At 71.0% G+C, this 11,300-nt stretch carries 11 protein-coding genes; 6 read left to right on the top strand and 5 right to left on the bottom strand.

Going from position 1 to position 11,300, the window contains the following annotated elements:
• Positions 1–144: 144 nt before the first annotated feature.
• Positions 145–942: a PrsW family intramembrane metalloprotease gene (locus AB0C19_RS05890; RefSeq protein ID WP_357180053.1), complete on the bottom strand. Its 798-nt coding sequence runs from the start codon at positions 940–942 to the stop codon at positions 145–147.
• Positions 943–1,136: 194 nt separating this feature from the next.
• Here AB0C19_RS05890 and AB0C19_RS05885 point away from each other — a divergent pair, with 194 nt between their 5' ends.
• Positions 1,137–1,886, top strand: coding sequence for a DinB family protein (locus AB0C19_RS05885; protein WP_357180050.1), 750 nt, complete (start codon positions 1,137–1,139; stop codon positions 1,884–1,886).
• Positions 1,887–1,973: 87 nt separating this feature from the next.
• On the top strand, positions 1,974–2,234 hold the full coding sequence (locus tag AB0C19_RS05880; protein WP_357180047.1) for a hypothetical protein: 261 nt from the start codon (positions 1,974–1,976) through the stop codon (positions 2,232–2,234).
• 29 nt (positions 2,235–2,263) lie between these two features.
• On the opposite strand, the gene AB0C19_RS05875 is transcribed toward AB0C19_RS05880, so the two are convergent.
• From AB0C19_RS05875 to AB0C19_RS05860, 4 genes are all read right to left on the bottom strand, one after another.
• Positions 2,264–4,126: a hypothetical protein gene (locus AB0C19_RS05875; RefSeq protein ID WP_357180044.1), complete on the bottom strand. Its 1,863-nt coding sequence runs from the start codon at positions 4,124–4,126 to the stop codon at positions 2,264–2,266.
• Positions 4,123–4,887 (bottom strand): ABC transporter ATP-binding protein, encoded by a 765-nt coding sequence (locus tag AB0C19_RS05870; RefSeq protein WP_357180041.1) that lies wholly within the window; start codon positions 4,885–4,887, stop codon positions 4,123–4,125. Before AB0C19_RS05870 ends, AB0C19_RS05875 begins: the two co-directional genes overlap by 4 nt.
• Positions 4,888–4,957: 70 nt before the next feature.
• Entirely contained in the window at positions 4,958–5,377 is a 420-nt protein-coding gene (locus AB0C19_RS05865; protein ID WP_357180038.1) for an ASCH domain-containing protein, read from the bottom strand.
• 40 nt (positions 5,378–5,417) lie between these two features.
• Positions 5,418–6,491, bottom strand: coding sequence for an XdhC/CoxI family protein (locus AB0C19_RS05860; RefSeq protein WP_357180035.1), 1,074 nt, complete (start codon positions 6,489–6,491; stop codon positions 5,418–5,420).
• 118 nt (positions 6,492–6,609) lie between these two features.
• Between AB0C19_RS05860 and AB0C19_RS05855 the strand changes: the two genes are divergently transcribed.
• From AB0C19_RS05855 to AB0C19_RS05840, 4 genes are read left to right on the top strand one after another with little or no spacing between them, the layout of a single operon-like run.
• Entirely contained in the window at positions 6,610–7,482 is an 873-nt protein-coding gene (locus tag AB0C19_RS05855) for a xanthine dehydrogenase family protein subunit M (protein ID WP_357180032.1), read from the top strand.
• 2 nt (positions 7,483–7,484) lie between these two features.
• Complete coding sequence (locus tag AB0C19_RS05850; RefSeq protein WP_357180029.1) at positions 7,485–8,033, top strand: (2Fe-2S)-binding protein; 549 nt, start codon at positions 7,485–7,487, stop codon at positions 8,031–8,033.
• Positions 8,030–10,420: an aerobic carbon-monoxide dehydrogenase large subunit gene (locus AB0C19_RS05845; protein WP_357180026.1), complete on the top strand. Its 2,391-nt coding sequence runs from the start codon at positions 8,030–8,032 to the stop codon at positions 10,418–10,420. The genes AB0C19_RS05850 and AB0C19_RS05845 overlap by 4 nt, the downstream gene beginning before the upstream one ends.
• Before the next feature lie 10 nt (positions 10,421–10,430).
• Positions 10,431–11,297, top strand: a complete 867-nt coding sequence (locus AB0C19_RS05840; RefSeq protein ID WP_357180023.1) for an XdhC family protein — start codon at positions 10,431–10,433, stop codon at positions 11,295–11,297.
• Positions 11,298–11,300: the final 3 nt, after the last annotated feature.

The raw sequence follows: 11,300 nt of genomic DNA, 5'->3' as shown, positions 1-11,300 counted from the left end.
GCCGCACCTTCCCGACCAATGCCGCCAAATATGAACACTCTGACGTTAGTTGAGGTGCCGGCCCGGTCGCAGCGGGATCACGAACAGTCATGCCTCTCCCAGCCCTTTGGTGCGGGCCGGGAGAGGCATGACGTACGGCGCTGGTCAGTGCGGTTGCAGCTGGCCGATGTGCTGATCGCTGAAGGTCCGGTACCGGCGCAACTCCCAGAACAACCAGCCGATGCTGATGATCGCCAACACGACGAAGACCAGCGAACCGGAGAACGTGTCCCAGAGGGTGTGCAGGACGACGACACCCACGAACGTGCCGATGAACCCGAAGAGCCGAGCGACGCTCGGGCTCGCCAGCAACGCCCACAGCGCGCCGGCGGTCAGCCCGGTCCAGGCGGTGTGACCGGCGGGCGCCGTCAGACCCCGGATGAAGAGCGTCTGCTCCACCGCGCCGATGTTGCCCTGCGAACTCAGCAGCGCGCTGAAGGCGTAGCCCATCGTCTCCAGCGCGGCGAACCCCATGCCGGCGGCGATGCCGATGATCAGCCCGTCGGAGGGCACCCGGCGACGACGCTGGGCCACCACCGTGAACAGCAGCACCACCGGGACGATCAGCTTCGCCGACTCCTCGATCAACGCGACGAACACCATCGGCAGGGTGCCGAGGCCGCGCAGGGTGTCGTACTCCAGGGTGCCGGCGACCACAGTGCCGATCACACCGCCGAAGAACGCCGACGTCACCAACACCGACGCCGGCACCTGCCACCGGCCGGTCCGGGCCTGCGCGAATGTCAGGAAGGTCAACGGCACCAACGTCGCCCCGAGCAGGATCAACGCCGGTACGAAGTTCGGATTCTTGGTGCTGACCAGGGTCCGCAGCACCGCCAGATAAAGGATCAGCCCGATGAGGAGCACCCCGACCCACGCCCAACGGCGCCAACGATCACCCATACCGCGCAGTCTGGCGGACCAAGGTTACGAAGACCAGCCACGGCGCTGAGATCCTGACGACCCCGCGCGTGCGCGCCACCGGTCGCAAGCCACCAGACGCAGCCTCAAGCCGGATCTTTGGTCAGGCGGTTCAGGATGGTCCGCTGGGATCTTGATTTGGTGGTCTTGTCGTACCGGGTTTCTACGATGTGCCGATGACGCGATTCGTGCAGCAGCCCGACTACGAGGGTGCGGAGTTCATCGACCTGTCAATGGCCAGCGCAACCTTCCGCGAGGTGGATCTCAGCGGCGCCCGGATGCGTGGCGTGCTGCTGTTGAACGCCGACATCGACGGGGCGATCGACGGCCTGCGCGTCAACGCCGTGGAGGTCATGCCATTGATCGAGGCCGAGCTGGATCGCCTGCACCCCGAACGCCTTCGACTGCAGCCAACCACACCCGAGACGATGCGCGATGCGGTGGATGTCATCGAGGAGCTGTGGCAAGCGACGCTGCGACGCGCAAGCGTGCTGCCAGAGGAAGCCGTCCACAGATCAGTGAACGACGAATGGTCGCTCGCCCAAACCCTGCGCCACACGATCTTCGTCGTGGACGCCTGGTATGGCCACGCGGCGGCCCTTCGCCCGAACCCGTTCCATCCGATCGGCGTACCCGCATCGTTCACCACCAACGGCACCGAGTTCGGCATCGACGAGTCGGCCGCGCCCACCCTCGGCGAGATCCTCGCCGTGCGCGCCGAGCGGATCGCCGATCTGCGCGCATATCTGGCGCAGGTCACGCAGGAGGAGCTGGACCGCGTGCGGGGGCCGAACACCGTGATCGGCTGCCCGCCGCCCGCCGAACGTACGGCGGTCAAGTGCCTGCAAGTCATCTTCAGCGACCAGTGGGCGCACGTGCAGTTCGCCGACCGCGACCTGGCCATCCTGGAACAGGAGTATGCGTGATGCTCCGGGAGGTCCACTGCTACACCGTCCGCGTACTCGTTTGATAGGCCAAACGCACAATTCGCCGGTGGTGTTGATGTGGTAGGTGTGACACGTCGCGACGACTGGGTGATGGTCGGCGTCGCGATCGACGAGAGTGACGCCGAGCAGCATCTCCTACTCTCCACCCGCACGCTGCGCCCGCAGACCGTGATGGATTACGGCATCGGCATGCCGCAGAACTCGATTCGGTCCGCCGGCGGACACGGACGGTGGTTGACGTACGACGCCTGCCTCGGGGTGGTCCGCCTCTGGCAGTTACGCGAGCCGCACACGGATGAGGTCGAGGGCCAGCTCGCACTGCTGTAGGCGGGCGATCCCGCGTACAGGGGGAACGGTCACGTGGGGGGAGCAGGTTGGGCAGGGCCGCCCGGCTGCGGTCGGCGATCCCACAGCACCAGGCCGGCGAGCAGCATCGCGACCCCCAGACCGACCATCGCCAACCCCACCGCCGTACGCATCCCCCCGTCCAGGTGGCCCGCCACGATCCACCCGCTGTCGATTCCGAACACCAGCGGCATCAATCCCTGCGGGATCACCGGGATCCACCCGACCGTCAGCAGCCCCAGCGCCCACGCGGTGGACCTGTTCTCCCGATACCACTGCGCGTCCCAGGTCAGCGGGAGCACCGTCTCCGGGGGTCGGCTCCGCTGACCGGCCGCGGCGAGCACCGTCGTGCCGCGCCGGGCGAACCGCTCGTCGGCCAGCCACACGCCACCCCACCAGGCGGCGGCGCCTCCGAGCAGTCCGACCAGCGGCAACAGCGGTGCCGCCTCCGGCGGACCCCAGATCATCAGGCCGAGCACCGGCGCGGCGGCGAGCAGCCCAGCCGCTGTGGCGACCAGCACGCTGACGATGTCTGTCGGGTTGTCGGCCGCGGTCGGATGCCGCGGGTCGGCCACCGGGCGTACGCGCAGCAGCGACACCCACACCGGCACCGACGCTCCCGCGCCGAGCAGGGCCGGCAGGGTGGAGAGCGCTGCCAGGGGGTCGACGTCGGGCGCGAGGAGGACACCGGCGACTGCGAGCAGCACGCCGATCGGGGTGACCAGCACCAGCCAGGCCAGGGCCCGACCCCGGACCTCGGCCCGTTCGCCGCCGGGCGTGGTGAGCGGCATCCACAACGCGGTGCCGTCCAGCCCCACCAGCCCGGCCGACATCGCCGCCGCGCCGAGCACGGCGAGCGGCCCGGCCCACGGCAGCAGCAGGTCCACGTCGGACAGCAGCGGCAGCCCGGCGAGCAGCGCCCCGTACACCACAGCGAACGCCAGATACTGCAACCGCAACGGATGCCGCATCCAGGCCCGCAGCTCACGGCCGACGACCGCCCGCGTCGCCGCCGGCACCCACCCCAGCCACTCGCGCTCAGCCGCGGCCGGTGACGCCGCCGTGGTCCGGCGCGGCCGGAACGGCACGCCGGCGGTGATCACCCTGCGGACAAGCATGATGTACGCGGCGGCGCAGAGCGCCACGATGCCCACCAGGGTCGCCATCAGGCGCACCCCTTGCCCGGTTGGCCCGGTCACGGCGGAGACCGGCCAGGCGCTCGGCACGTACGCCATGGCCCGGACCACCTCCTCCGGCGCTGCGACGAGCAGTACCGACACCCACGGGAAGACCGCCCAGAGCGACCCGGCGACACCCATCGCCGTACCGGTGAAGACGCCGGTGAGCAGTGCCCCGGCCGGGCCGCCGGCGTGGCCGACGACCTCCAGCGCGATGGCCGAGCCGATCAGCCCGAGCAGCCAGAGCAGCAGCGCGCCGCCGGCGCTGACGAGGACCGCGACGGTGCCGTACCGGGCGGCGTGCACCGGCAGCGCGGCGAGTGCCACCAGCGACACGGCCGGGCCGATGCCGATCGCCGACGCGGCGAGCAGACCGATCGCGGCCGGCACCCCGCCGATCGGCTCCAACCGCAGGTGGGCCGGGCGGACCCGGCCGCGACCTCCGCCGAGCAGCAGCGGCAACACGATCCAACCCAGGACCCACGCCCCGGCCAGCAGGCCGAGGGTGTGCTGGTCGCCGCGGAGCGCGTACCGGATCAACCAGGCGGCGGCGAGCAGACCGACCAGGCCGGCCACAGTAGGCCCGGGGTGCTCGCGTAGCGAGCGACGCAGCATCGTCGCGCGCATCCGGGCCGGTACCGCGATCGCGCCGAGGGTGCCGCCCAGCCGGCCGGGGGCGGTCAGTTCGGCGCTCATCGTGCCCCGGTCAGCCAGTCCAGACCGGCGCTGCCGGAGGCTTCGGCGCCGACCAACTCGACGAACCGGTCCTCCAGGCTGCCGCCGGCGGCGACCTCGGCGACCGACCCGGCGGCGACCACCCGGCCCTGATGGATCACTGTGACCTCGTCGCACATCTGCTCGACGAGCAGCATCGAGTGGGTGGACAGCACGCAGGTGCCGCCGCCGGCCACGAACCGGCGCAGCACCCGGCGGATGGTGGCCGCGGACACCGGGTCGACCGCCTCGAACGGTTCGTCGAGCACGAGCAGCCGAGGCCCGTGCAGCAGCGCCTGGGCGAGGCCGAGCTTCTTGCGGGTGCCGGTGGAGCAGTCGGCCAGCGGGGTGCCAGCGCCCTTGGCGAGGCCGAGCACGTCGATCAGTTCGGCGGCACGGTCGGTGGCCGTGGCCCGGGGCAGCCCGCGCAGGCCGGCGCTGTAGCGCAGCAGTTCGGCGCCGGTGAGGCGTTCGGGGAAGTCGAGGCCGTCGGGCAGCACGCCGGTCAGCGCGCGGGTCTGGCCGCGCTCGCGCAGCGCGTCGTGGCCGAGGATCCGGATCTGCCCGGAGTCCGGGGTGACCAGGCCGACGGCCATCCCGATGGTGGTGGACTTGCCGGCGCCGTTGGGCCCGACAATGCCGTGGAAGGTGCCGGGGTGGACGGTCAGATCGATGCCGTCCACCGCGCGATGCGCCGCGAAGGTCTTGACCAGGCCACGGATCTCGAGTGCCGGGGGGATCACGCGCAGAGCATAGGTGACCTTGCACGACCGCGTGGCCTGTCGTCCGCAGGTCCACGGTGGACAGAGCCGATCAGGCGACGTGCACCAGCCGGAAGCGTTCGGTCACCACCAGGGTGTCGTCGTCCACGGTGAAGCCGGGGTCGCCCAGCTCCGCGCGTACCTCGGCACTGTGCCAGAAGGTCTCGTGCCCCGCACGCCACTGCGCCACCGACTCGTCGCCCTCCCCCTCGGCCAGGGCGTGTGGCAGGTCGACCTCGGCGAGCCGGACCACCCGTACGTAGGTCAGCTCGATGGCCGCGACCCGGCGGCCGGCGGAGTCCACCACGGCGGACAGTTGACCAACCTCGGGCAGCGGCTCGTTCGCGCACTCGTACCCGACCAGCAGGCCGGTCGTCGACGTCTTCGCCCCGGACAGGATCGCGCCCACGAGCTTGTCCCGCAGTGGCCCGGGAAACGCGAACTCGGCCAGCGGAAGATCGTCGAGGTCCATCCGCGGAGGGTACCCGGATGATCGGAAAGGCCACGTCAGGTCAGGTGTGGTGGATCGGGGTCGCCAGGTCGCTGAGCGGGCGACCCGAGCCGCCCCAGGTCTGAGCGGTGATCTCGGCGGCGATCGCCACGGCCGTCTCCTCCGGTGTCCGCGCGCCCAGGTCCAGCCCGATCGGCGAGCAGAGTCGGGCCAACGCGCTCTCCGGGACACCCGCCTCGCGCAGCCGGCGCATCCGATCGTCGTGGGCACGCCGACTGCCCATCGCGCCGATGTAACGGGCGGGCGTGGCGAGGGCGACCCGGAGCAGCGGCACGTCGAACTTGGGGTCGTGGGTCAGGACGCAGAGCACGGTGCGGTCGTCGACAATCGTCGACTCCAGGTACGCGTGCGGCCAGCGGACGACGAGGTCGTCGACGTCCGGGAAACGCGCTCGGGTGGCGAACACCGGGCGGGCGTCGCAGACAGTGACGTGGTAGCCGAGGAACTTACCGATCCGGGCCATCGCGGCGGCGAAGTCGATCGCACCGAAGATGATCATCCGGGGTGGTGGCACGTACGACTGGACGAACACGGCCACCTCGTCGCCGCGCTGCTGCCCCTGCCGGCCCAGGTGGATCGTGCCGGTGACGCCGAGGGTGAGCATCCCGGTCGCCTGCCGGGCCGCCGCGTCGTCCAGGTCGGGTGCGCCGAGGCTGCCCGCCACCCGGTCGGGCCAGATCACCAGTTGGGCGTTCTCGACCGATGCGGTGGCGACCGGACGGCCGTCGCGGATCGCGGCGAGGACCTCGTCGAACTCGGTCATCGCGACGCTCGGTTGCACAAGGACCTGGATGGTGCCACCGCAGGTCAGCCCGACGTCCAGCGCGTCGTCGTCGCTGATGCCGAAGGTCTGGGTGTGCGCTGCGCCGGTCTGGATCGCGGTCCGGCAGATCTCGTAGACAGCGCCCTCGACGCAGCCGCCGGAGATGCTGCCCACCACGTCGCCGTGCGCCGAGACGGCCATCGCAGCGCCAGGTTGCCGGGGCGCGGACTTCCAGGTCCGCGCGACTGTCGCGACGGCGAACGCGACGCCCGCGGCACGCCAGCCGGCCAGCCCGTCGACGATGTCCCGCATGGCCGCACGATCCGCGAGCCCCGGCGGCACCGTCAACGGCGACCTAAGCAGTTGCTTAGGTCGCCGTTGACTTTGACCACCGGCGGGCAGAGATTTTGCCGGACTGCGGAGGTGCGACATGCAGGTGCCGGCACCGTTCGAGTACGAGCGAGCCACCAGTGTGGACCATGCGATCAGCCTGCTGGAGCGGCTGGGCGGGACAGCCCGCCTGATCGCCGGCGGGCACAGCCTGTTGCCGATGATGAAGCTCCGGCTGGCCAACTTCGACTATCTGATCGACATCAACGACCTGCACGGCGAGTTGGGTTACGTCGAGGCAGGCCCCGACGAGGTCCGCATCGGGGCGTTGACCCGGCATCGGGAACTCCTCGAGTCCCCAGTGCTGGCGGCGGCGTTTCCGATCTTCGCCGACGCCGAACGGGTGATCGCCGACCCGGTGGTGCGCAACCGGGGCACGCTGGGCGGCTCGTTGTGCCAGGCCGACCCGTCCGAGGATCTGTCGGCGGTCTGCACGACGCTGGACGCGCGGTGCGTGATCCGTGGTCCGGGCGGCGCGGGGCGGGTCGTGTCGATGGAGGAGTTCCACGTCGGGCCGTACGAGACGGCCGTCGCGGACGACGAGATCCTGGTCGAGATCCGGCTACCGGTACGGCCCGGCTGCGGCAGCGCGTACGCCAAGGTGGAGCGCCGGGCCGGCGACTGGGCCGTGGTGTCGGCCGGCGCTGCGGTGTGGCTCGACGGCGGCGCGATAGTCGACGCCCGGGTCGGGCTCGCGGCGGTCGGCCCCAACACCACCGGCATCCCGGCGATCTCGGCGGCGCTGCGCGGGCAGGAACCCTCGGAGAGCCTCTACGAGCAGGCCGGGGCGATCGCGGCGGACAGCTGCGACCCGGTGACCGACCAGCGCGGCAGCGCGGACTACAAGCGGCATCTGGCCGCCGAGCTGACCCAGCGGACCCTGCGCCGGGCCGTCGAACGGGCGAGGAGCTGAGCATGCAGGTCACCATGACCGTCAACGACGTCGAGGTCACCCGGGAGATCGAGGCCCGGCTGCTGCTGGTGCACTTCCTGCGCGACGTGCTGGGTCTGACCGGCACGCACTGGGGCTGCGACACCAGCAACTGCGGCACCTGCGTGGTCTGGCTCGACGGCGAGCCGGTGAAGTCGTGCACGGTGCTCGCGGCGATGGCCGGCGGCCACCAGGTACGTACCGTCGAGGGCCTCGCCAAGGGCGCCGAACTGGACCCGATCCAGCAGGGGTTCATGCAGTGCCACGGTCTGCAGTGCGGGTTCTGCACGCCGGGGATGATGATGACCGCGCGGGCGCTGCTCGACCGCAACCCCGACCCGAGCGAGACGGAGATCCGGGAGGCGATCTCGGGTCAGATCTGCCGGTGCACTGGTTACGCCACCATCGTGCGCTCGGTCCGCTGGGCCGCCGTGGCCGAGGCGCAGGCCGCGGCCGAGGTCACCGAGACCACCGAATCGTCAGAGGCCGGCGAGATCGACAACGCCGGCCAGCCCGCGGAGGCCGTCGCATGACCACTGTGCACGAGCGCGTGGACACGTTCCACGACAACGACCAGAAGCCCGTCGGGTACGGCCGGATGCTGCGCAAGGAGGACCCGCGCTTCCTGCGTGGGCGTGGCCGCTACGTCGACGACGTCCAACTGCCCGGCATGCTGCACCTCGCGATCCTCCGGTCGCCGGTGGCGCACGCCCGGATCCTCAGCATCGACACGAGCGCCGCCGAGGCGTCGCCCGGGGTGAAGGCGGTGGTGACCGGGGCGATGCTGGCGCAGCAGAACCTGGCCTGGATGCCGACGCTCTCCAACGACGTGCAGGCCGTGCTCGCCACCGACAAGGTGCGGTTCCAGGGCCAGGAGGTGGCGTTCGTCGTCGCCGAGGACCGGTACTCGGCGCGTGACGCGCTGGAGCTGATCGACGTCGAGTACGACGTCCTCGACCCGGTGATCGACGCGCGTCGGGCGTTGGAGTCGGACGCGCCGCTGATCCGCGACGATCTGGACGGCAAGACGAACAACCACTGCTTCGACTGGGAGACCGGCGACGAGGCGGCCACCGAGGCGGTCTTCGCCCGCGCGGACGTCGTGGTCAGCCAGGATCTCGTCTACCCCCGGGTACACCCGGCGCCGATGGAGACGTGCGGGGCGGTCGCCGACTACGACGCTGTCGACGGCAAGCTGCGGCTCTGGTCGACCACCCAGGCCCCGCACGCGCACCGCACCCTCTACGCCATAGTGGCCGGCCTGCCCGAGCACAAGATCCAGGTGATCTCGCCGGACATCGGCGGCGGGTTCGGCAACAAGGTGCCGATCTACCCCGGGTACGTCTGCGCGATCGTCGCCTCGATCGTCACCGGCAAGCCGGTGAAGTGGATGGAGGACCGCTCGGAGAACCTGATCAGCACCGGTTTCGCCCGCGACTACATCATGCGCGGGGAGATCGCCGCTACCCGCGACGGCCGGATCCTCGGCATCCGCACCAACGTGCTGGCCGACCACGGCGCGTTCAACGGCACCGCCGCCCCGGTGAAGTACCCGGCCGGCTTCTTCGGGGTCTTCACCGGCAGCTACGACATCGAGGCCGCCTACTGCAAGATGACGGCGGTCTACACCAACAAGGCGCCCGGCGGCGTCGCGTACGCCTGCTCGTTCCGGATCACCGAGGCGGTCTACCTGGTCGAGCGGATCGTCGACTGCCTCGCCGACGAACTCGGCATGGACCCGGCCGAGCTGCGCCTGAAGAACTTCATCCAGCCGGAGCAGTTCCCGTACACGACGAAGACCGGCTGGGTGTACGACTCGGGCAACTACGAGCCGACGATGCGGTTGGCGATGGAGATGGCCGGCTACGACGAGTTGCGCCGCGAGCAGGCCGAGAAGCGGGCCCGGGGCGAGCTGATGGGCATCGGCATCGCGTTCTTCACCGAGGCCGTCGGTGCCGGACCGCGCAAGGACATGGACATTCTCGGGCTGGGCATGGCCGACGGCTGCGAGCTGCGCGTCCACCCGACCGGGAAGGCAGTGGTACGCCTCAGCGTGCAGTCGCAGGGGCAGGGGCACGAGACGACGTTCGCGCAGATCGTCGCCGAGGAGATCGGGATCCCCCCGGCGGACATCGAGGTGCTGCACGGCGACACCGACAACACCCCGTTCGGCCTCGGCACGTACGGCAGCCGTTCGACGCCCGTCTCGGGAGCGGCGGCGGCGCTGGTGGCCCGGAAGGTCCGCGACAAGGCCCGGATCATCGCCTCGGGGATGCTCGAGGTGTCGGTTGCCGACCTGGAGTGGGAGAAGGGCGCGTTCCACGTCGCCGGTGACCCGGGCAGGTCCGTCACGATCCAGGACATCGCCCTGCGCGCGCACGGCGCGGGCGACCTGCCCGAGGGCATCGAGGGCGGGTTGGAGGCGCAGATCTGCTACAACCCGTCGAACCTGACCTATCCGCACGGCGCGTACATCTGCGTGGTGGACATCGACCCAGGAACGGCGCAGGTGAAGGTACGACGGTTCATCGCCGTCGACGACTGCGGCACCCGGATCAACCCGATGATCATCGAGGGGCAGGTGCACGGCGGTTTGACCGACGGGGTCGGTATGGCGCTGATGGAGATGATCGCGTTCGACGAGGACGGCAACTGCCTCGGCGCGTCCCTGATGGACTACCTGATCCCGACGTCGCTGGAGGTGCCCGACTGGGAGACCGGTTTCACCGTCACGCCGTCGCCGCACCACCCGATCGGCGCGAAGGGCGTGGGCGAGTCCGCCACGGTGGGGTCGCCGCCCGCGATCGTCAACGCGGTCATCGACGCCCTGAAGCCCTTCGGCGTCCGCCACGCCGACATGCCGCTGACGCCGTCGCGGGTCTGGGACGCGATGCGCGGCCAGGCCCGGCCGCCGATCTGAGGAGCCGAGAATGACCACCATCGCCGAACGCGCCCGGGAGCTGACCGACACCCGGGAGCCGTTCGTCCACGCCACAGTGGTCCGCGCGCAGGATCCGACGTCGGCCCGGCCGGGCGACGACGCGGTGATCCGGTCCGACGGCTCGATCGAGGGCTTCGTGGGCGGGGTGTGCGCGCAGAGTTCGGTACGGGCCGCCGCCCTCGACACCCTGCGCGACGGCACCGCCCTGCTGCTGCGGGTGCTGCCGGAGGGCGCGGCACCGTTCCCCGAGACGCCGGGGGCGCGGGTGGTGGTGAACCCGTGCCACTCCGGTGGGGCGATCGAGGTCTTCCTCCGACCGATGCTGCCGGCGCCGGCGCTGCGCGTGGTCGGTGACACCCCGATCAGCGCCGCCGTGGCGACCCTGGCCGGGTTCCTCGACTTCGACGTCGTCGCCGCCGACGACAGCACCGGCTGCACCGCTGTGGTGGTGGCCGGGTTGGGCACTGGCGAGCCGGAGGCGATCCGGGCCGCACTCGACGCCGGCGTCGGGTTCATCGCGTTGGTGGCCAGCGGCAAACGCGGCACGGCCCTGCTCGACGAGCTGGGCCTCACCGACCCGGAACGCGCCCGCGTCCACACCCCGGCCGGGCTGGAGATCGGCGCCCGCACGCCAGCGGAGATCGCCCTGGCGATCATGGGTGAGGTGGTCCGGGCCATCCGGGTGGACGGGCTGGCCCCGGCCTCCGGCGCGCCGGCCGCCCGACCGCAGCAGGCCCTCGACCCGGTGTGTGGGATGACAGTGCTGGTCGGGGCGGAGACGCCGCACGCGCGCGTCGACGGGCAGGACTTCTGGTTCTGCTGCGCCGGTTGCCTCGCGAGTTACACGGCGGCGTGACAG

Origin of the sequence: Micromonospora sp. NPDC048842 (assembly GCF_040649935.1) — a bacterium.
GTDB lineage: Bacteria > Actinomycetota > Actinomycetes > Mycobacteriales > Micromonosporaceae > Micromonospora > Micromonospora hortensis.
Note: the sequence above shows the minus strand (reverse complement) of the source record. Positions and strands in the feature narration are given on the sequence as shown.

Excerpts from the sequence above, each read along its gene's own strand:
- AB0C19_RS05890 (WP_357180053.1), bottom strand. The coding sequence starts at position 942 with ATGGGTGATCGTTGGCGCCGTTGGGCGTGGGTCGGGGTGCTCCTCATC.
- AB0C19_RS05885 (WP_357180050.1), top strand. The coding sequence starts at position 1,137 with ATGACGCGATTCGTGCAGCAGCCCGACTACGAGGGTGCGGAGTTCATC.
- AB0C19_RS05875 (WP_357180044.1), bottom strand. The coding sequence starts at position 4,126 with ATGAGCGCCGAACTGACCGCCCCCGGCCGGCTGGGCGGCACCCTCGGC.
- AB0C19_RS05865 (WP_357180038.1), bottom strand. The coding sequence starts at position 5,377 with ATGGACCTCGACGATCTTCCGCTGGCCGAGTTCGCGTTTCCCGGGCCA.
- AB0C19_RS05860 (WP_357180035.1), bottom strand. The coding sequence starts at position 6,491 with ATGCGGGACATCGTCGACGGGCTGGCCGGCTGGCGTGCCGCGGGCGTC.
- AB0C19_RS05855 (WP_357180032.1), top strand. The coding sequence starts at position 6,610 with ATGCAGGTGCCGGCACCGTTCGAGTACGAGCGAGCCACCAGTGTGGAC.
- AB0C19_RS05850 (WP_357180029.1), top strand. The coding sequence starts at position 7,485 with ATGCAGGTCACCATGACCGTCAACGACGTCGAGGTCACCCGGGAGATC.
- AB0C19_RS05845 (WP_357180026.1), top strand. The coding sequence starts at position 8,030 with ATGACCACTGTGCACGAGCGCGTGGACACGTTCCACGACAACGACCAG.
- AB0C19_RS05840 (WP_357180023.1), top strand. The coding sequence starts at position 10,431 with ATGACCACCATCGCCGAACGCGCCCGGGAGCTGACCGACACCCGGGAG.